This window comes from Clostridioides sp. ZZV15-6597, from assembly GCF_020657815.1.
In the GTDB taxonomy this organism is placed as follows: Bacteria; Bacillota; Clostridia; order Peptostreptococcales; family Peptostreptococcaceae; genus Clostridioides.
In genome coordinates this window covers 37,059-58,222 of the sequence record NZ_JAGWCT010000010.1, presented here as the reverse complement: position 1 = coordinate 58,222, position 21,164 = coordinate 37,059, and the positions used below count along the sequence as shown (strand labels likewise).

The window sequence follows — 21,164 nt, the reverse complement described above, 5'->3', positions numbered from 1 at the left end:
ATAGCTATAGTTATTATTTAATATCTATGTATATATCTATTTTGTTTCTACCTAAAAATAAATCTTGTATCTTTATATTATAGTCTATTTTCAATTTTATGTGTTCCCCTTCTTGTATATTTATATCCAATTCTCTTGTGTCAACATCAATTAATAAGGTACCTTGTGGGGTTACATATTTTGTAGTACTACTTTCTCCACACTTAAACATCATGGTTGAATTAATAGAACCAAACTTTTTAATACTAACTTCATTTTTAAGTATTTTTACAGTATTAGTTATTTCTATATTTTCTTCTTTTTCCTTGTAAATAACATATATTCCATCATTTTTATAAAAAATTTTACCAAAAGCAGTCATCTCTATGGTGTCCATATTTCCTTTTTCATCATATTGTCTAGTATTTATACTTATTTTTACACTCAACGATTTTTCCTCCATAGACTTCTTCATATAAACTAATATTTTTGTATCTCCACTTTTTGAATTTTATCAATTTTTTTCTTTAAAAATTCTTTCGCTATATCTGAAAATTTTTCATGTATATCTGATACATAATATTGATAAATTCCATGAGCTTCTGTGCTATTTATAATATTTCGTTCTTCTAAAATCTTTTTTAAATCTTTAGCTGTCTCTTTAGCTGGATTAACCAATTTTATGTGTTCTCCAACCTCTTCACCTATTGTTCTCTTTAAAATAGGATAATGAGTACATCCTAATACTAAAGAGTCTATATTCTTATCTTTTAATTCTTGTAGATATATCTTTGCTGTTAATTTAGCTACTTCTGTATTTGACCATCCTTCTTCAACAATTGGTACAAATAAAGGGCATGCTTTATTAACAATTTCTATATTTTTATCTATTTTAGATATTTCTAAATTATATGCCTTTGAACTTATAGTTCCTTCTGTTCCAATTATACCTACAATCTTGTTTTTAGTGGAGCTTACAGCTGTCCTAGCTCCTGCTTCTATAACACCTATTATTGGTATATCATATTTTTCTTGAGCCTCTTTTAAACTTCTCGCAGTAGCAGTATTACAAGCTATAACTATAGCTTTTACATCTTTAGTTTTTAAAAAATTTATAGCTTGAAAAGTATATTTAATTATAGTCTCCTTAGATCTCGAACCATATGGTATTCTAGCAGTATCTCCAAAATATATTATATCCTCATTTGGTAATATCTTCATTATTTCTTTCAAAACCGTCAATCCGCCTAATCCCGAATCAAAAACTCCTATTGATTTATTGCTCATTTTTATACAACACCTACTTTACATTTTTGTGTTTAACAACATCTTATTTATCGCTAAAATTTATTTTTATATTCACAGTTAATATATTATTACCTAAATGATTATTATAGTTTATTTTAAACAAAAAATAAAGGAGCTATCTCAAATTAGAAAATAATTTCTAGAAAAAGACAACTCCTTTCAGTACTCAAAAACTTAAATTTATTTTGCAAACACATGATTCCCTATTCTCATATATGGATTTAGTCTAGTTATCCATTTGCAAGTGGCTATTTCTGGATTCCAGAAATATACTGCTTTATTTGTTGGGTCAGTTCCATAAAGAGCTTCTTTAGCTGCTTTACATGCTGAATCTGTTGGTGTCTTGTTTATTGAACCATCAAGCACAACTGAGAAAGCATTTTTCTGATATATAACTTCCTCTATTGAATCTGGAAACCTAGGGTCCAATACTCTGTTTATTACTACAGCTGCTACAGCAACCTGTCCCTCATAGCTTTCTCCTCTAGCTTCACCTGCAACCAATTTAGACAGTAAGATTAAATCATTATCAGATAAATTTATTACTTCCTTCTTTGCTACATTTTGTTCTTGTTTATTTACTTTCTTAACTGTCTCTGTTGGCTCATCTGCAAATACTTCTTTAATGGGCATAAATATATAGGTTAAGGCTAGTAATATAGCTATCAGTTTACTCCACCTGTCCATGATTAAAACCACTCCTTATAATTTTATTTTTTTAAAATTTTTCTTCTAAATCCTTTACTACTTCAATTACTTTAAATTTGATTTTTACTTTACTTGTTTTCTTTGGTGTGTCTTGTTTTATTAGCTTATATTCCTTGTCAGTTAAAACTTCTTTTAACTTATCATCTGTAGATTTATCTATAACACCATTAGACTCATCAACAAAGCATAATGGAGGAAACATAACACACCACCAGTTCTTTCCTTCACCTTTTCCAATTATAATTTTTAGTGCTTTATATTCACCTGCTGGAAGAACTATATTAGAATATTGCTTTGTAGGAAAGTTACTATATTGTATACCTACCTTTACACTGTAATTATATCCATTTTCGAGAATAATATTTTTACTTATTTCTTCCAGATTACTATATTCTTTTTTTATAATAGCTTCACTTTCCTCTATACTTTTTGAGTTTTGTAGCTTTGGCTGTAAATATTTTATTACTTCATCCCTAACTTTTAATTTAAGTTCTTGATCTTCATCTGTATTACTATTTGCTATAACATGAAATCTTATTAATTTATCTTTATAGTCTTTTGATATATTATCAACTTTTTTTACTTCACCATTTATTACTATCGTCATTATTGATATGACTGATATAAGACTTAATATTAATATTCCCAATCTAACCTTAATTTTTCTCATTGAAAAGTCCCCCTCAAGATAAATTTATATCATCAATTATGTCCAATTAAATTTAATTTATTCATAATATTTTTCAATATCAATAAAAAAACTACTTTGAAATGATTATAACCATTTCAAAGTAGTTTTTAAATTTTATAAGTCTTTATTCATCATAGCCTTATCTATCATAAATTGCTCTGCTTTTTCTATATGCTCTGTAGCATATTTCTTCGACAATTCACTATCACCTTTGATTATGGCATCAAGTAAAAATCTATGTTCTTCAACAATATTAAGTGATGAGTCGTAATCAGACATATAAGTAACTCTAAACCTATACACTTGTTCCCATAAGGAGTTTATCAATTGGATTAATTTTTTATTGTTTGTTGCTTTAAATATACATTCATGAAATTCTACATCTTGTTTCAATAGTGCATCTAAATCTGATTCTAAAATGCTTTTTTTTAACGCTTCTGATATATCTTTAAGTTTTTTTATATCATCATCACTAATTCTTTCAGCAGCAAGAGACGCTGCTAAACCTTCTAAGCTTGCTCTTACTTCTAATACATCTAGAAGATCCTTTAAAGACATATTTGCTACATATGCACCTTTTCTAGGTAACATAACAACTAAACCTTCTAATTCAAGCTTTCTTATTGCCTCTCTTACTGGAGTTCTACTTACGCCTAGTTGTTCTGCTAGTTGTACTTCCATCAGCCTTTGACCAGGCTTTAATTTCCCTTCTAAGATTGCCTCTCTTAAATTTTCGAAGACTACATCTCTCAATGGCTTGTAATTATCCAAGTTTAGTTTAGTTAAATTCTCCACAAATTTCAACCCCTTTTTGACTGCTGTTAACAACATATACCTGTTTATATTTTTTTAATAATTCTTTTTTTCCAATTAGAGCGTCTTCTTTACTTTCAAATAATCCAAAAACTGTAGGACCACTGCCACTCATCATAGAACCTAAAGCATTATTTTTCATCATAACTTGCTTTATATTATTTATTTCTTCATATTTACTTATAGTAACATTTTCAAGAACATTTATCATATTTTCTGATACAGCTCTTATATCTTCTGAATTTAAACACTCCATCAAATATTTATTATTGGGTCTTTTTTTAATATTATTCAAGTCTAATCCTTGATAAACTTCTTTTGTAGAAACAAATAATTCTGGTTTACATATTAAAATACTTATATCACATGGTAAACCTTTAATATCTGTTAGTTTTTCTCCAACACCTTGAGCTAAAGCAGGCCTTCCTGATATACAAAATGGAACATCTGCTCCTAAATTAAATCCTATTTCTTTTAATTCATCTTCAGATAACTCAAGTTTCCATAATTCATTTAATCCTACTAATACTGCGGCGGCATTGGAACTTCCTCCAGCCATCCCTGCTGCTACAGGAATATTTTTTTCTATGAATACTTCTACACCTTTTTTTATATTAAATTTATTCTTAATTATTTTGGCAGCTTTATAAACAATATTATCTTCATCTAAAGGAATATCTAAACTAGTGCTTTTTACCTTTATTTCATCTTTATCTAATCCTTTTATTTTTACTATATCGTATAAATCTATCGTTTGCATTATCATTTCAACAAAATGATAACCGTCTTGCCTTTTTCCTAAGACATCAATGGATAAATTTATTTTTGCTCTGCTCTTTAGTTTTATAAAATCCATTCTATCCTCCTTGTTTAAAGAATAATGCATCACTAACAATAATATTATACTACAAAAAATAAAATAATAGGGTATTATAATACCCTATTATACTTAATTACTTTAAATTTTTTAATATTAATCTACTAATACGACTTTTTTTTCTAAAATAAGACACTTACCAGGCTTAATTGCTTCGTCAAGTTTTATATCATTAAGTTCTGCAATTTCATTTTCTGTTGTATTGTATTTTTTTGCAATATTCCAGAAAGTATCTCCTTCTTTACATATATATACAATTATACTTGGGGCTTTAGATAAATCATACACACCTTGATCTTCACCTTTAACAATAAAGCTTTCTGCCTTTTTATCTAATGCTTCAGTAAATCTTTTGATTTTTATAACTAAATCTATTTGGTCTCTATTTAAATCAACTTCAATTTTATCAATACATGCTGTATTAAAAACAGATGCTGTATCAGTTAAATTATCCATCTCTATATCATGCTCAAATGGAATTTCTTCACTAATTTTATAAACTAACTTTAGCCCTTCAACTGGAATAAATAAAATTTCAACTTTTATAATCCCTTGTATAATACTTTTATTTCCTTCAATGTAGCTATTTTCTATAGACATAGTTGGACAAACGCTTACAATATCTTTTATTTGTATATCATCATTATCATTTCTTATTCCTTCTCTAACCATAAATGTTTCTTCACTATTTCTCAAAGTCTTATTTAGTTGAATAGGTTTATGGTCAAATTTTATTATCTTTTGAGGAGAGTATGCATCTTGTAATACCTCTCTTGTCACTTCATCTGTAACTTTTACCTTGCAACAAGCCATACAATCTATTTCTAATAGACCTGTATTACTTTCACTATTTTGTTTAAAAATATGATTAAAGTCTGACATGGACAATAATACTTCCTCAGTCATGCCATCACTCACTCCAGGAACTTCTACAAACTGAGTAAACTCTATACCCACTCTATCTAACTCTACAAGTTCACCCTCATATGTACAAGCCAATGGATTTATTTCTAATACTCCACCAATAATAACCTTATTATCAGTTACTCTACTTTCTTTTACTTTAACACAAGGATTTAAGCTTATTATAGATTGAATTTCTTCTGTATTTATAGTTATAGTGTCTCTTATAGAACTTTCTGCTTTTTCTATTCCCACTATATCTTGAAAACAAATTTCCTTTCTATGCTTTTGTATGCCTTCTACCTGTGCTACATCCTTTACAATATCTAATCTTTGTTTTTCAAATAAACTTCCTCTTATATTCATAAGAGCTCCTACTTTAATCTTTCTCTCATTCATTATAGTGCAGTCCATATGCTCTACTTCTGAAAATAACATGTATTCCATATCTTGCATAACATTATCTTTTTCTATTACTTCGTTTATATCCACTTTTCCATCTACATTAGAAACAGTATTTTTATCGTCCGCGATGTAAATTACGTTGTAATTAAAACTTCCTCTACAAAGTATCTTTCCGTCTGCTATCTCAATTTTTTTAAGTGATATGTAACCCTCAGTCTTTACAATCTCATATACATCTAGTTTCTTGTCTGGCACTACTGCTTCTGCCTCAATAAATGTTTGAAATTTCCCAAAGTCTATTCTATTGTCAATTTTAATTACATCTTTAATTAATTCCATAGTTTACCCCCTTAAGTATTATAAAAGTATCACACTATATTTATATTTAAGGAGCAAAAAAAAAATTACACCTATTTTTAATAGGTATAATTTTAACTTATTTGTAATTTATCTTGATCTCTAAAAACTTGCAACTTTACATTAGATGTTAATAAATCTGAGTAACTATAAGATACCCTAGGATATCCATTACTTTCATCATCTAATTTTATAACAAACACGCTTGGATAAACTTTTTCTAGTATACCCTCTTTTGTAATAATCTGCTTTCTTCCTTTATTAGCTTTCAACAATATTTTCTTTCCTATATGTCTTTCTAAGCTTACTCTTATCTTATCTAGAGTTTGAACAGTAGCCACAATATCACCTTCTTTAACGTTTATATGTTTACATAATATCACATATAAACATTTTTGTCAAACGTTTAAACTAATTATTTTATATATTTTTTGCAAAAATGTCAATACTATTTTTGAATATATACAGTATAATTATGTTAATTTTTGTTAATGCAATATTGTTTTTGGCATTGCCCATCTAAATTTCCCTCTTGTTTCAGAGCCACCAATGCCCTTAACACCTGTGATAGTCTGCTCTATAACCTCATCAATAGGTACTACTACATCAATTCTTGAACATGCAATTTTTTCTACCACAAAAACAGGGTCTAAAGCATGTATCATTATTCTACCAGGGGAACTTGCATAATTCGCTCCTGCATTTATTATTTTTTCATAATTTGACTGACATGCACCTGCAAATATTACAAGATTATCCAAATTTGGTTGCCATTTACGTGCTTCTTTAACTGTTTTCATAAAATTTAAAGAGTTTCTATAGTTATTCATATCTTCTATATCTCCTCTTTTTATTGTCATTGCATCATGTCCTGTAATTACTAGTATATCCGGATTATATTTTTCTAGTAATGCTCTTACTTCTTTATGCTGATTTTGCTCTGAAACTGCTACTCCTACTGCAGGTATTCCAAGTTGAGCATATACATCCAAACAAATTTTCAAATACTCTTTATCTCCATCTATTTGTAGTACTTTTCCAGGCATCCCATATGTGTTAGAATTTAATTGAAGTTTTGGAACTGCCCTTGTCATCTTTTTCTGTCTCTCTTTAGCCTTTCTTACTGACTTATATAATAAATTTTCTACATTTTTATCTATTAATATATCTTTTATATCAGGTGCTTTTACTAATTCAAGGTCATCAATATAAGCATCTGCTATTACTCTAAATGCAATTCCTTTTAGTATAGCTATTTTTTCATTATTTTCATCTACACCAAAAGAGACTATTTTAAATACAATATCTTTGTTATGTGACTTTCTAGCTACAATGTCTCCTACCTTCATAGTTAAACCTCCAATAAATTTTTATCTTAGTTTATACTATGTTCGATATAAAACTTTGTTTCCTAATGTCAAAAAAACATTTCTTATAACACTTCTTTTATTACCCTTAAAGCGTTTTTATAGTATATTTTTTCTATTTCATCTTCACTAAATCCTTCTTTTTTTAGAGGTTCATATAATTTACCCATTTGAGATATATCTTCAATCTCAACCTTTGAATGTATTCCATCGAAATCTGAGCCTAAAGCTACAACATCAATTCCTCCAACATTTACAATATGTTTTATATGTCTAACCATATCTTCAAGCTTACTTTCACTTTTATCACTTAAAAACAAGTGGAAGAAGTTTATTCCTGTAACCCCACCCTTATTAGCCAACACTTTAATCATATCATCAGTTAGGTTTCTAGTATGATTCATCATTGCTCTTGAATTCGAATGTGTAGCTATTATTGGTTTAGAAGATATTTTTGCAATTTCATAAAATCCACCATCTGAAATATGAGAAACATCAACTAGCATACCTAGTTCATTCATCTTATGTACAACTTCTCTACCAAAATCTGTAAGACCTTTTTCTCTATACTCTATCTTATTATGAGGAAAACTTAACTCATTCACATGATTCCAACTTATTGTCATCATTCTAACACCTAAATCATAAAACTTCTTTAAGTTTTCTATTCTACCTTCAAGTACTGCCCCTTCCTCTATGGATAAAAGTGCTGTAAGTTTATTCTCTGATTGATTTTTCATAATTTCTTTATAGTTAGTAGCTAGAGCTATTACATCACTATTTTTTTTCATTTCTTTATGAAATTTATCTGCCATACTCATACAGTAATCAAAAGGATGTTTTACTTCTTCAGTATCAACAAAAAGAGCAAATGTTTGAGCCAATGAATCCCCTTTTTTCAACCTGTCTATATCAACAGAATATTTGTTAGTTTTAAGTTCACTTGTTTCCACATTTTCCATTAATTTTGCTATAGTATCACAATGTAAATCAATAAATTTCATATTTATACCCCCTGTATATTTTATATTTATATCTAAAAATAGAAATAGTTGTCCTTATAGACAACTATTGACAACTATTTTTTAATATTCTTTTTAGTGTTACTTAATTTTATTCCTCTTTTAGGTTAGGTATTACTTTTTTAACTTCTTCAATTTGATGCCATGTTTTATCTATACTATTTTCACTAATATATTTTTTTAAATCAGTTAAAGATGTAAAATCTTTAACTGATAAATTGTCTTCATCATCTGCAAATCTTAAAATAAACATAAGATTACCTTACTTTCCACAACATTTCTTATATTTTTTACCACTTCCACATGGGCATGAATCATTTCTTCCTATTTTTGCTTCTTTAACTACTGTTTTAGATTTTTTGTATGCTTTTATTATTTCTTTTCTTTGGTCTGCTGGTAATATTTCTTCCCAACCTTGTAAATTATATAGCCAATGAGCCTCAACAGTTACCATATTGTTATATAATTTTTCCCAATCTATTTTTATAGAAACTTCTTTATCAGCTTCTACATCTTCTAAAACTATATCTTCTTTTAAACTTTCACTTATTCCATCTATGAATCCCATGAAAAATTCATTAGTAGTTCCAAATTTTTCAGCTAATTCACTTACTTTACCTTCAACAACATCCATTTTATTATTTAATATTTCATTGTATATTCCAGCTTCAACTTTTAAATATTCTTCCCAGAATTTTACCTCTGTTTCTTGATTCTCGTGGTTATCACTTAAATTTCTCCATTCAGTATATAAACTCATACTTTTTTCCTCCTAAGTATATCTATATTTTTTTAGTTTTTTTATAGTATAAAATCTTTTAGTTAGATTGGAAGTTTCTTCTTTTTGATTATACCATATTCTATTTAAAGTTAACTCTTACATTATATCATAATTAAACAATTCTTTTAATACTTTTATAGCATACTCTTGGTTTATAAAGTAAGGACTAGTAGCAATTGTTACAACTTTAGCCTTTTTAATTAGATTTTTTATCTTTTCTAGTTTAAAATCAAATGGTATATAGTCCATATCCTCTGAAAATATATCTAAATCTATATCAAGAACAAACTCTGGTTCTATATCTAAATCAAAGCCATATGAGCTATCTATTATTATTAATTCTGAAAATATACTATGTTTTAATGCTGGTTTTATAAAACTTCCTACATTTAAAACCTCATTTGTATACCTAAATACATCCTCCAGATTATTTATATCTACATTGTAGTTTTTAGGCTCTCTAGTATCCTTATGCTGGTCTACATGTACTAGTTTACATCCTCTTGTGAATTCATTTACCATCATAGATTTTATCCAAAAATAAAATGCATGGTTATGATTATCAAAAACATATATTCTTTTATTTCCCAGGACATATTCGACCATATTTTCCAATCCTTTTGCTTTTATCTCTTTATTTTCATCAATTTCATTAAATACTACTTTATTTCCCAATTTCACATCATCCAGTGTTCCACTTATTAGTTTTGGAACATATATACTCTTATTTTCTCTTTCTTCATATGAAAATACATTATTTCCTACTGGTTTTTCTATATAAAATCCTGTATATTTATAGTTTGTCATAAGAAAATTTCCTCCATTATTATAATCTATATACATTAAAATCACTTATTATAAATTAGGTTATCTAATATAGAAGCTACTTTGTATATAACTAAATATTATCTCTTCTCTCAATATGTATTATACAATAAGTGTAAAATATATTTATATAAAATATCTTACATTCCTATAACAAAGCCATCTGCTTCAATTGGCAAGTAACTTACTCTTGTATTTAATTCCACTTTTCCAAAGAATACTACCCAGTATGGTCTAAAGATACTTTCAATTTTAACTATCTCAATCTCTGGTATCCCCCCCATAAACCTGTGACTTAATCTTATAGCCATTTTATTTGCCTTTGCTTTTACCCTTCTCTCATCCTTATCACTATATTGTATGATGTCATTATCTACATTTTTTACAATTTCAGATACTGGTAATTCTTGTACTATACTACCAGCACCTGTAGAGCCATTTACTAAAATATTTAATTCATTTATATTGCTAGCTTGTTTTTTTTTCATGAAAGGAGATTTATTTTGATAAATTTTAAGTGTAACGACTTTAAACTCTATATAATGAAGTCTAACTTCATGAACTTCTTTATTTTTTAATATCAACATACTTAATAAGGAATTCTTTCCACTTTTTGCTATATCTATAGCTTCATCTTTTGTAATTTTTATAGGCAATGCTCTTATATCCATAAAATCATTCCCTTTCCTCTTTTTTTCTTGTCATTTTGAATACTCTATATAGATAATCAAAAAATATTATAACTACTGCTATCATAACTCCATATGGGATTATCTTTCCAACTATAATATCATTTCTAGTTACTATACCATAAAATATAAATCCTGTTATTAAGAAGTATAATAGTACTAAAAAACCATCTATACCAATCCATTTTATTTCCAAATCTTTTTTTACTTTAGAGACCAATTTAGACATAATAACTACTCCTTTTTATAGATTATTTTGTGTATTTAAATTTTCGCCTATTCTATTTCCTATTGTCCATGCAATAAATGAAAGAGGGATGGCTATAACAAGAGGCTCTAATTCAAAACTTTGAACTGGAAACATTTTAAAATAACCAAAAGTTACTCCACCTACAATCATTCCCAAAATACCGCCCATAGATGTTCTTCTTCCATTACCAAGAAGTCCTCCTACTATAGGTACAAATGCTGAACCCATCCAAATACTTCCTACAAATATACATGCATCATATACATTTTCAAATCTAAACGCCACACTAAGTCCCATAACTGCCGCTAAACATACACCTACTCTAGTAAGTTTAACTAATTGCTTTTGAGATAATTCTTTTTTAGTAATTCTTCCATATATATCATTTGCTAAAGTGGCTCCTGCTGCTAGATAATAACTATCTAGTGTTGATATTATTGAACCTAAAATTCCTATTATAAATATTACTCTTATACCTTCTGGCAATGTATTTAAAACTAAAGTTATATATCCAGCTGCTGGAGCCATTTCTGGATAAGTGGCTCTAACTATAAGACCTGTCATAGTTAACACCATGTCAAAACATATCCACAGAGAAAAACAAGTCAACAAGGCTCTCCTACCAACTTTTGGAGAGTCTGCTGCCGAAAACCTTTGATAGAAAGTTGGGTCTGAATAAGCTCCAAATGAATATACTATTAACATCAATGCTTTCATTGCTGACATACCTTTTGTAGGATGCATTAGCTGAGGTGCATCTTTAAGTGCTTCTGTAAGACCTTGAAAACCACCTATTTGGTCAAATTGACCTGGCATGACCATAGTTAGACCAAATACCATGCAGAAAAACAATACCATATCTGTAATGGCAACTCCCATAAGACCACCAAGAACTGTCAATATAACTACTACCACTACCATTATAAACCCTATTAGTTGTTTATCAATTCCCCAAGCTACATTACCTATAGTTCCCATAGCTGTTATTTCTCCAAGTTGTGCACAATATATAAACATTAAAACTGCTCCAATTATAGCAACTTGCTTTCCATAAAAACTTTCTAATAAATCAGGAACTGTTATATTAGTTCTTATATGAATTCTTGGTCCAACCCACAATGCTAAAGGCATTCTTCCAATGTGTGCAGCTATTGACCATACTGCCCATGCAGATATCCCATATATAGCTGCATACTCTACACTACCAACTGTACCAACTCCACCATACCAAGAGGCAACCAAAGTACCTACTATCAAAGACCATGGTAAGCTTCGATTTCCTAGGTAATAACTTTCCATATCTTTTACATTTCTAGAAAAATAATAGCCTATCCCTAACAATAGAAATGCAAATATAATTATAATTCCATTTTCCCATAATGCTAACATATCTACTCTCCATATTCTTATTATTGTCTTAATTTTCTATTTTAATATTTAAATAGTTACTGTCATTTTTTAATTAAACTTAATTTATACCATGTGTTATAAATTTATTTTATAATTATGAAATCTCTAAACTGAAACTATTTCTTATTTTAAACATGAACAACTCTACCCATTTTTTAAAAATAGGTAGAGTTATATAAATAATTATAAGTATTTAAGCAATTTTATTATTCAAGTTTTTATTTTCTTTTTTATTTATTTTATTTAAAGCATAAGTAGCAAATATACCTATAACTGCACACACTACAGATAAAATAAATATATACGTATATCCTGTCTGTCCATATTTATCTAACCAGTTACCTGCAACGGTATAGTAAAATGCATCTGGAGAGAATCCTATAAATGAAGCGAATCCAACTACTGCTCCTGTAGTTTCTAAAGATATATTAGACTCTGAAACAGATGCAAAGTATATACCTCTAAATCCAAATAAGATTACACTTAGTATTATCATATTTATTACAGCTATCCATATAAGTCCTGCACTTTTAGGAATTACTAAGTAAGCTGCTGTACTTATTGTCATTAATATAAACCCTACAAACATTACTTTTATAGATGAACCAACTTTATCTGTTATAACACCTGCAATAGGAGATGCTCCCATTTTTATAACATAAGTTCTAATTATTGATAAAGCTGAAACTAAAGTCATTGGCATTACATAAACTTCTGATAGGTATGGGCTTAAATAAGTTAAACTTGAAAATACTAAATAAGTTGAAAATATTATAAGACCAATCAGCCAAGCTTTTGGCATTGTAACTACTTTTAGTAATGATTTAATACTTAATCCTTCATCTGATGCTCCAGTATCTTTCTTTTCTTCTACTAAGAAGAATAAAAGTATACCACATATTATAGATGCTGCAGAATATAACCATACTACATATTTAAATCCAATAGTTATTTCAGCAAATTTTCCAAAGAAGTAAAGACCTATAAAAGAAATTAACGTACCTGATACCCCTGATAACCCTTCATAAAATCCAAATATTCTTCCTTGTTCTGATTCACTACCCTGCATTCTAACAACCTTAACAGAAGCTGAGAAGAATGTTAATATTGTTGTAAATCCCCATAATACAAATATTAAAAGAATCATGTTGTATGATGGAAATGTTGAGAAGTAAAACCCTAATGCTCCTGAAGCAATTAAAGAAAAAGTTATCAGTTTTCTAACTGAAAACCTATCAGCAAACCATCCACCTATAAAATAAGATACCATTCCTACTAATCCATATAAACTCAATAAGTTCCCTATTTGCGTATGACTCAATGCTAATGCTTGTTGCATTGGATCATAAAATGATGACTTCATATATGGTAAACTATACATGGCTGTTGTTCCAAATGCCAATATGAATATTACCAAAAATCTCTTAACATTATTTTTGTTTTCCATGATTTTCTCTCCTTAAGATTTTAATTTTCTAGTTTTATTTCTATAACTTTATTTTAATTTTTCTATAGCTTGTTTAAAGTCATTTATTATATCATTTGCAGACTCTAATCCTACTGCTATTCTTATTAGATTTTCTCCATTCATTTGAACTAATGTATGTTCTTCTCCTAAACTTGTTGCTATTGTTGCAAGCTCTAAAGAATTCATTAATTTTCTACTAGCTTGGTCTCTTGTTAATCCATTTATTCCATCTTTAAGTTTAAATGAAACTACTCCTCCACCTAAACCATTCATTTGAGTTTTGCAAAGTTCATACTGAGGATGAGCTTTTAGTGCTGGATATTTTACCAATTCTACATTTTCTTCTTGCTCTAAAAACTCTGCTACTGCCAATCCATTTTCACAGTGTTTTTTCATTCTCATGTCTAAAGTTTTCATGCCTCTTAAAATCATCCATGCACTCATTGGTGGTAAAGATGCTCCTGTAAAACAACATAAACTTGGCCATCTCACTAAATCTATTAATTCCTTTGAACCTGCTACTGCTCCCCCTAAAGTATCTCCATGTCCATTTATAAATTTAGTAAGACTATGTATTACCAAGTCTGCACCTAAGTCTATTGGTCTTTGTATAATTGGAGTACCAAAAGTGCTGTCAACAATAGCTAAACTCTTATTTTCATGAGCTATTTCTGCTATTGTTTTTATATCTACTAAATCTAATGATGGATTTAATGGACTTTCTATATAAACTATCTTAGTATTTGATTTCATTGCATCTTTTACATTTTGTGGATTTACTGCATCCACAAATGTAACTTCAACGCCAAATTTGGCCAACAACTCAGACATAAATAATTTAGTATGTGAGAATATTCCATCAGAACTAACTATATGGTCTCCACTTTTTACTAATGCTAATATAGTAGATGTTATTGCTCCCATACCTGATGTACTAGATATAGCACTTTCTGCATTTTCAAGCATAGCTAATTTAGCTTCTAACTCTGTAAGTGTAGGATTACACTCTCTTGTATATACATACCCCCATGTCATACATAACTCTTCAAAATGCTCTACTGTCTTTGCAGCAAATGTTGCTGTTTGACATATTGGAGTAGCTAATGCACCTGTTGTTGGATCTGCACTATGTCCCCAATGTATTATTTTTGTCTCCAAATCTTGATTAATATTATTACTCATTTTAATTCCTCCTGTTTTGACCTATTTATACAACGTTTTCCCTGCCAAATTTCACCAATTCAGCTTTAATTAGTATAAACTTTTTAAGTATACTTTTATATTTGTTATAATTTCTAAAAATCTGACACTTATTTTGCTTTTTTACAGTTTTAATTATAAACTCTATAGTAACTATAGAGTCAATATATTTTTGATATTTTTTTTACAATGTTTAAAAAATTTAACATAAAAAGAGATATGCATTAAAATAAGCTTATTTTAATGCATATCTCTTTTTATATTAAATTTGATTCAATACATAAAACATCAATTTTTTGTTCTCTGTGTAAATTCTTTCATTGTCATTTTCTCATCAAAAGTCTATAGTAATTATATACATTACTATGATTTAACATCTGTAATAAAATATACTACATCAAGAAAATTATATACTCTATAAAACTTTATATAAAAATCAAAAAAAGTTTTACTATTTATTGTATCCATATATCTGTAAATAAAATTAATTAGAGGCATAAATATATTCAAATCATCCAATTTATTTATACCTCTAATTTTTCATAAGTAAAATCTCATTAAATTGATTTCTTCGCACGAATAAGTGTGCTTTTAGAGATACCAGTCATCTTCACAACCTCTCTATAAGGTTTAGAATTTAATAATCCCAATGCGTATTGTATCTGCTGATTACTATATTTCTTTGGTCTACCATCCTTAAAATCTTTTTTCCTTCTAGCAAATTCTTTTCCCAACTGAGTTCGTTCTATTATCATATTTCTTTCAAGTTCTGCAACTGCAAGTAATGTAGTTAAAAAGAATTTCCCCATTGAAGTATTTTCTAGGAGACCTATATTTAAAATATGGACACTAACTTCTTTAGCAAACAAACCCTCTATCAGTTGTATTCCTTCTGATGTACTTCTAGCCAGTCTATCAAGTTTAGTTGCAACAAGTAAATCTCCCTTTTTTAAAGAAGATATAATTTTTTCAAATTTAGGTCTATTTGTAGTAGTACCTGTATAAGTTTCTTTTATTATTTTGGCATTGTTATACTTGCTTAATATCTCTTGCTGTTGTTGATACAAACTGTTGTTATCTGTCTGATTCTTTGTACTGACACGGCAATATCCATATATAATAATAATCACTTCCTAACGTAAATATTTAATGCAGAAATTTGTAGATATCTGTATCTACATGTCTTTATACATTTTACTAAAACGATTTTTTGGTGTCAATACTGTTAACTTTTGACACCATTATAATTCCTTTATAATTTGTTTGACTATGTCAAAAATTAACAATATAATGAAGTTAATGAAATTATACAAATTGGAGGAAATAATATGAATAGTCTGTTAAATGATGCAATAGATGAGTTAAAAAACATCCATTGCGGAGAGGTTTTTTTATTAAAAGAATTGTTCAAAGGCTATGAATGGAACAGGTTGGAGATGAACATCAGGTTAAAATTAGGAAAACTTTTTTTGTATGAGGTAGTAAGTAATCCCAATTTAAAGGTAGAAGTAATCAATAAAAACTCTGCTTATCAACAAATGTATAAAAAAAAATAGCAACTTAAATATATATAATAATATAATCTTCTTGTTGAGTCAAAAGTTAAAACTTTTAATACAAATTGTACTATATAAATGTTTATCAGTAGGTCTGAGTCTATATAACTAACATATACAAATAGTACTGTTTAAATTATGTTTTTAAGATAGATAAATCTTAACCCTACTCCAGCATAAATCTAGATACACTAAAATAGGGCTCAGAATTATCTATATTTTTATACCATAAAATGCTTAGCTCTTCCTCTTGATTGAATGTATATGTCTGGAGAAATGCAATAGAAACGTTGGTTTATAAAATTTCCAAAATCAGAAAATCTTATCTTAAATTTAGGAATTCCAAAACTTTCAGGTGCTATTTCATCTACACCAAAATATATAACAAGCCCATCATCTGTAATATAAAATGCCTGATCTTCAGGTATAACTAATTCTACATTAGAATAATACATTTCTCTATTTTCATTAATTTCAGATTTTATATAATCAGTTATTATGTTTATATAGTCAACTCCATCTCTAAAAATATCACTTAGTAAAAGTTCTTTTCCATTTGTTAAATCTATATTGTAATTATTTAATGTATTGTACTTAGGCCCAGAACTACCAGCAAATCCCATAAGATTTAATATCATACTTAGTACATAGTTTTTACTAAAAGTAACTGCATAATTAGTAGAAACCCAGTAACTTTGTTTTGGAAGTGAATTTTGAGAAGCTGCATTATTATATTCTTGTTCTTCTTCTTGTAATCCAACCTTAAAATTATTTACAGTCATTTTTACAGCAGAATTTATGTTGTTTAAAATAGGCGGATTTACATAGGTGGATTGATTTCTAATATTGTAAAGAATAGGATATTTTACATCATATGAAAAGTACTTACTTCTGCCAAAGTCTTCATTAAACTGCACATATAATATGTTATATGTACAAGTATTTGTAGCTTGATAATTTTCCATTAAAACTCTCCTCCTCTTATTAAAAAAATCAGATACTATATAATATGTTTAAAAGAGTAATAATGTTAACAATAAATGTAAAGAATAGAAAGTATCTAAAACAGCAAAAAATGACTGATTTTGTGGTATAATACATAGGATTGAGAGTTATTTTATAGGAGGAAAGATATGTTATTATTAGCAGATAAATGGAAAGATTATGAACTTATAGATATGGGAAATGGAGAAAAATTAGAGCGTTGGGGTAAGTATGTACTTAGAAGACCAGATCCACAGGTTGTATGGCCAATGGAGTCCGAATGGGCTCTATGGAAAAACCCTCATGGACATTATCATAGAAGTAATAAAGGTGGAGGTCAATGGGAACACAAAAAAAGATATCCAGAACAATGGACTATAAATTACAAAAACTTAAAATTCCACATTAAACCAACTGGATTTAAACATACTGGATTATTCCCAGAACAAGCAGCCAATTGGGACTGGATGATGGACAAAATCAAAAAAGCTGACAGACCTATAAAAGTATTAAATCTTTTTGCATATACAGGAGGAGCTACAGTAGCATGTGCATCCGCTGGTGCAGAAGTATGTCATGTTGATGCTGCAAAAGGTATGGTCAACTGGGCAAAAGAAAATATAGAGTTATCAGGACTTAAAAATCAAACAGTAAGATTTATAGTAGATGATGTTGTAAAGTTTGTTGAAAGAGAAATAAGAAGAGGTAAGAAATATGATGCAATAATAATGGACCCACCTTCTTATGGAAGAGGACCTAAGGGAGAAGTATGGCAGATAGAAGAAAAATTATATAGCTTTGTGGATTTATGTATGGGTGTTTTATCTGATAATCCTTTATTCTTTCTAATTAATTCTTACACAACAGGCTTCTCTCCAATAGTTCTTGAAAATGTACTATCTACAACAATAGGAAAAAAGGCAAATAATGGAGAAATTTATGGCGGTGAACTAGGAATACCAGCTTCTAGGGATAGTAAAATACTTCCTTGTGGTATATTTGGAAGATGGGAGAACAAATAATGATAAAAGTCATATATGAAGATAACCATTTATTAGTTGTAGAGAAACCTGTAAATGTATTATCTCAAGGAGATGATACCAATGATAAGGACATGGTAAATCTTTTAAAAGACTATATCAAAACAAAGTACAATAAACCTGGAAACGTATATATTGGTTTGGTACATAGATTGGATAGACCAGTAGGTGGAGTCATGATTTTTGCCAAAACATCAAAAGCTGCCTCAAGATTGTCTGAACAAGTAAGAAATAAGACATTCAAAAAAACCTATATGGCAGTTGTTCATGGTAAAATGAAATCCGATTCAGACATATTAAAAGATTTTTTATATAAAAATAAAAAGACAAATATGGTAAGTGTCGTGAAAAAAAACCATAAAGATGCTAAAGAAGCTGAACTTAGTTATAAAGTATTGGGTTTTAAAGAAAATCTAAGCTTAGTTCAAGTAAACTTAAAAACTGGCCGTTCTCATCAGATAAGAGTTCAATTTGCAACTAGAAAACACCCTTTATATGGAGACCAAAGATATGGCCAAGAAGTAAATAAAATTGGACAACAGATTTCTCTTTGGTCTAATAAAATAGAAATTTGCCATCCAACAACAAAGGAAAAAATGGAATTTATATGTACTCCACCTGATAAATATCCATGGAATATATTCTAAATCTCAAATGAGGTGATTATATGAGTAAAAAGTTTTCAATAGGTGAAATGTCAAAGCTTCACAAAATAAGCATACAAACATTACGATACTATGACCAAATAGATTTATTTAAACCTGTTCATGTTGATCAAGAAAGCAATTACAGATATTACTCAATTGACCAATTTTCACAATTGGATATTATAAAATACTTAAAGTATCTAGGTATGCCATTAAAAGAAATCAAAGAAAAGTTAGATGAAAACAATGAAGAAATTCTAAAATTATTAACTAATAAGATTAATATAGTAGATGAAAAAATTAAAGAATTAGAACTTATAAAAAAAGTATTAAGTACAAAAAAAGAAACAATGGAAAAAGGTATGAAAGTAGATGAAGTAGGTAAAATAGTAAGAAAACATATTCCAAGAAGAAGTATTTTATCCATAGAATATGAAGAAGGTTTAAGTAGTGAAGAAACTATGGAACTTTCCAGAAGACAAATAGCAAATATACTAGAAGATAATATCTCTGTGTTTTATGGTGGAGTAAGTGGTCTTGTATCTATAGATAAATTCTTAAACGAAGATAAAGTCATCTATGAAAATAGTTTTGTAAATGTTGAAAGAGATTTATTTGATGCTAAATCTCAAAAATATATATCTGAAATTTCAGCTGGTGATTTTATTTGTATGACATATAAAGGTTCTTACAGAGAAAATTATACTGCTTTTAAAAAGTTAGTTGACTATGTTGATTATAAAAGGATACCTATTGAAAATTATATATATGAGATACCTATAATAGACCCTCTATCTACAAACAATGAAGAGGAACTTCTAACCGAAATTCAGATACAGGTTAAAAAGAGAGAAATTGATTTAAGATGTCTAGTATAATCAATTATTATAAAAAAGGGCGTTTCCAAATGATTTTTAAATCATAAATGGAATGCCCTTTTTAAATAATAATTAAAATTTTATAGTTTACACTTGGAAAATAATATGAAATGTTTTATTATATATCTATATACCTTATAATACGAGGTATATGATAACATAAAGTAGGTGAATTTATGGACTTAAATAAAGAAGTGCTTAAAGGTCATATTGATACTTTAATATTATCAATACTAAACAAAGGAGATTCATATGGATATGAAATAGCAAAAGTGGTTAGAGATGAAACTACATTTGAGTTAAAAGAAAGTACACTCTATGTGTCTCTTAAAAGATTAGAATCTAAGGGTTTGATAAAATCTTATTGGGGAAATGACCAAGGCGTAGGAAGCAGGAGAAAGTATTACAATATAACAGATGACGGAAAGGATAACTTAGAAATAAAAATTCAGGAGTGGGACTTTATACAGGGTATTATGAACAAATTTCTAAAGAAGGGGGATTAGATTTATGAAAATAATAGAAGAGTATTTAGAAACACTATATAAGAACGAAAATAACAAAGAGATTCAAGATTTAAAAGAAGAGCTAAGAGAACATCTAACAACATCTGCAAATGAATTTATTGAAAATGGATATAACATAGATGAAGCACAAAATAAGGCAATCGAGAGATTCGATGGTGGCGGTGAGATGTCAGTAGAATTACGTTCAATATTTAAACAAAAAATAGAACCTAAAAAAGTTTTATTGCGAAGATTATCAAATTCAAGGCTCTTATTTTTAAATTTATTTGGATGGCTTGTTGCAGCTGCTGCATTTACAGCCAATAGAGGTTTTGGACACATAGTTCCACCTTGGTTGATTGTAGCTTTGATAATCGTAGTAGCTATATTAATAATTTTAAGCATTATAATTAATAGATTAAAGAAAGAAATAGAAAATGATTATGTTATGTAGTCACATTAATAAATATATTTTTGTTTTATTTATATGAATAAGTACT

The 21,164-nt window shown here is 28.3% G+C and carries 26 protein-coding genes; 6 read left to right on the top strand and 20 right to left on the bottom strand.

Features of this window, described 5'->3' with window-relative positions:
- Positions 1–13 precede the first annotated feature (13 nt).
- From KGF52_RS04255 to KGF52_RS04165, 19 genes are all read right to left on the bottom strand, one after another.
- Entirely contained in the window at positions 14–442 is a 429-nt protein-coding gene (locus KGF52_RS04255) for a DUF1934 domain-containing protein (protein WP_413894804.1), read from the bottom strand.
- 17 nt (positions 443–459) lie between these two features.
- Positions 460–1,266, bottom strand: coding sequence for a glutamate racemase (gene murI, locus KGF52_RS04250; protein ID WP_227839244.1), 807 nt, complete (start codon positions 1,264–1,266; stop codon positions 460–462).
- Positions 1,267–1,467: 201 nt separating this feature from the next.
- Positions 1,468–1,974, bottom strand: a complete 507-nt coding sequence (locus KGF52_RS04245; RefSeq protein WP_227839243.1) for a cell wall hydrolase — start codon at positions 1,972–1,974, stop codon at positions 1,468–1,470.
- 31 nt (positions 1,975–2,005) lie between these two features.
- A complete protein-coding gene (gene spoIIR, locus KGF52_RS04240; protein WP_227828667.1) occupies positions 2,006–2,665 on the bottom strand; it encodes a stage II sporulation protein R in 660 nt (219 codons plus the stop codon).
- 135 nt (positions 2,666–2,800) lie between these two features.
- Positions 2,801–3,481, bottom strand: coding sequence for a GntR family transcriptional regulator (locus tag KGF52_RS04235; RefSeq protein WP_227828666.1), 681 nt, complete (start codon positions 3,479–3,481; stop codon positions 2,801–2,803).
- Positions 3,465–4,355, bottom strand: a complete 891-nt coding sequence (gene ispE, locus KGF52_RS04230) for a 4-(cytidine 5'-diphospho)-2-C-methyl-D-erythritol kinase (RefSeq protein ID WP_227828665.1) — start codon at positions 4,353–4,355, stop codon at positions 3,465–3,467. The genes KGF52_RS04235 and ispE overlap by 17 nt, the downstream gene beginning before the upstream one ends.
- Positions 4,356–4,472: 117 nt before the next feature.
- Positions 4,473–6,023, bottom strand: coding sequence for a DUF3794 and LysM peptidoglycan-binding domain-containing protein (locus tag KGF52_RS04225; RefSeq protein ID WP_227437546.1), 1,551 nt, complete (start codon positions 6,021–6,023; stop codon positions 4,473–4,475).
- Between the two features lie 92 nt (positions 6,024–6,115).
- On the bottom strand, positions 6,116–6,382 hold the full coding sequence (locus KGF52_RS04220; RefSeq protein WP_009892135.1) for a Veg family protein: 267 nt from the start codon (positions 6,380–6,382) through the stop codon (positions 6,116–6,118).
- Positions 6,383–6,529: 147 nt separating this feature from the next.
- A complete protein-coding gene (yabG, locus tag KGF52_RS04215; RefSeq protein ID WP_227839242.1) occupies positions 6,530–7,390 on the bottom strand; it encodes a sporulation peptidase YabG in 861 nt (286 codons plus the stop codon).
- 83 nt (positions 7,391–7,473) lie between these two features.
- A complete protein-coding gene (locus KGF52_RS04210) occupies positions 7,474–8,412 on the bottom strand; it encodes a dipeptidase (protein WP_227839241.1) in 939 nt (312 codons plus the stop codon).
- 109 nt (positions 8,413–8,521) lie between these two features.
- Positions 8,522–8,683, bottom strand: a complete 162-nt coding sequence (locus tag KGF52_RS04205; RefSeq protein ID WP_227839240.1) for a hypothetical protein — start codon at positions 8,681–8,683, stop codon at positions 8,522–8,524.
- 9 nt (positions 8,684–8,692) lie between these two features.
- On the bottom strand, positions 8,693–9,190 hold the full coding sequence (locus KGF52_RS04200) for an SEC-C metal-binding domain-containing protein (RefSeq protein WP_227828662.1): 498 nt from the start codon (positions 9,188–9,190) through the stop codon (positions 8,693–8,695).
- Between the two features lie 117 nt (positions 9,191–9,307).
- Positions 9,308–10,018 carry a UPF0489 family protein gene (locus tag KGF52_RS04195; RefSeq protein WP_227839239.1) on the bottom strand — a complete coding sequence of 237 codons (711 nt, stop codon included), beginning with the start codon at positions 10,016–10,018 and terminating at the stop codon, positions 9,308–9,310.
- A 158-nt stretch (positions 10,019–10,176) separates the two neighbouring features.
- A complete protein-coding gene (locus tag KGF52_RS04190) occupies positions 10,177–10,707 on the bottom strand; it encodes a hypothetical protein (RefSeq protein ID WP_227828660.1) in 531 nt (176 codons plus the stop codon).
- Between the two features lie 4 nt (positions 10,708–10,711).
- Entirely contained in the window at positions 10,712–10,954 is a 243-nt protein-coding gene (locus KGF52_RS04185; RefSeq protein ID WP_227839238.1) for a hypothetical protein, read from the bottom strand.
- Between the two features lie 15 nt (positions 10,955–10,969).
- Positions 10,970–12,364 carry a sodium:solute symporter family protein gene (locus tag KGF52_RS04180; protein ID WP_227828658.1) on the bottom strand — a complete coding sequence of 465 codons (1,395 nt, stop codon included), beginning with the start codon at positions 12,362–12,364 and terminating at the stop codon, positions 10,970–10,972.
- A 214-nt stretch (positions 12,365–12,578) separates the two neighbouring features.
- The gene (locus tag KGF52_RS04175) at positions 12,579–13,832 is read right to left on the bottom strand and encodes an MFS transporter (RefSeq protein WP_227839237.1); all 1,254 of its coding nucleotides are present in this window, start codon (positions 13,830–13,832) and stop codon (positions 12,579–12,581) included.
- 48 nt (positions 13,833–13,880) lie between these two features.
- Positions 13,881–15,035 (bottom strand): aminotransferase class I/II-fold pyridoxal phosphate-dependent enzyme, encoded by a 1,155-nt coding sequence (locus KGF52_RS04170; RefSeq protein WP_227839236.1) that lies wholly within the window; start codon positions 15,033–15,035, stop codon positions 13,881–13,883.
- Positions 15,036–15,610: 575 nt separating this feature from the next.
- Positions 15,611–16,180, bottom strand: coding sequence for a recombinase family protein (locus KGF52_RS04165; protein ID WP_227828683.1), 570 nt, complete (start codon positions 16,178–16,180; stop codon positions 15,611–15,613).
- A gap of 201 nt (positions 16,181–16,381) precedes the next feature.
- Here KGF52_RS04165 and KGF52_RS04160 point away from each other — a divergent pair, with 201 nt between their 5' ends.
- A complete protein-coding gene (locus KGF52_RS04160) occupies positions 16,382–16,609 on the top strand; it encodes a single-stranded DNA-binding protein (RefSeq protein ID WP_227437569.1) in 228 nt (75 codons plus the stop codon).
- Between the two features lie 221 nt (positions 16,610–16,830).
- On the opposite strand, the gene KGF52_RS04155 is transcribed toward KGF52_RS04160, so the two are convergent.
- Positions 16,831–17,574 (bottom strand): RsiV family protein, encoded by a 744-nt coding sequence (locus tag KGF52_RS04155; RefSeq protein ID WP_227839235.1) that lies wholly within the window; start codon positions 17,572–17,574, stop codon positions 16,831–16,833.
- Between the two features lie 168 nt (positions 17,575–17,742).
- Here KGF52_RS04155 and KGF52_RS04150 point away from each other — a divergent pair, with 168 nt between their 5' ends.
- From KGF52_RS04150 to KGF52_RS04130, 5 genes are all read left to right on the top strand, one after another.
- On the top strand, positions 17,743–18,615 hold the full coding sequence (locus tag KGF52_RS04150; protein ID WP_227839234.1) for a class I SAM-dependent methyltransferase: 873 nt from the start codon (positions 17,743–17,745) through the stop codon (positions 18,613–18,615).
- A complete protein-coding gene (locus KGF52_RS04145) occupies positions 18,615–19,280 on the top strand; it encodes an RluA family pseudouridine synthase (protein ID WP_227839233.1) in 666 nt (221 codons plus the stop codon). The genes KGF52_RS04150 and KGF52_RS04145 overlap by 1 nt, the downstream gene beginning before the upstream one ends.
- 20 nt (positions 19,281–19,300) lie before the next feature.
- Positions 19,301–20,158 carry a MerR family transcriptional regulator gene (locus KGF52_RS04140; protein ID WP_227828653.1) on the top strand — a complete coding sequence of 286 codons (858 nt, stop codon included), beginning with the start codon at positions 19,301–19,303 and terminating at the stop codon, positions 20,156–20,158.
- 176 nt (positions 20,159–20,334) lie between these two features.
- Positions 20,335–20,664, top strand: a complete 330-nt coding sequence (locus KGF52_RS04135) for a PadR family transcriptional regulator (RefSeq protein ID WP_227828652.1) — start codon at positions 20,335–20,337, stop codon at positions 20,662–20,664.
- 4 nt (positions 20,665–20,668) lie between these two features.
- A complete protein-coding gene (locus tag KGF52_RS04130; protein ID WP_227839232.1) occupies positions 20,669–21,118 on the top strand; it encodes a permease prefix domain 1-containing protein in 450 nt (149 codons plus the stop codon).
- Positions 21,119–21,164: the final 46 nt, after the last annotated feature.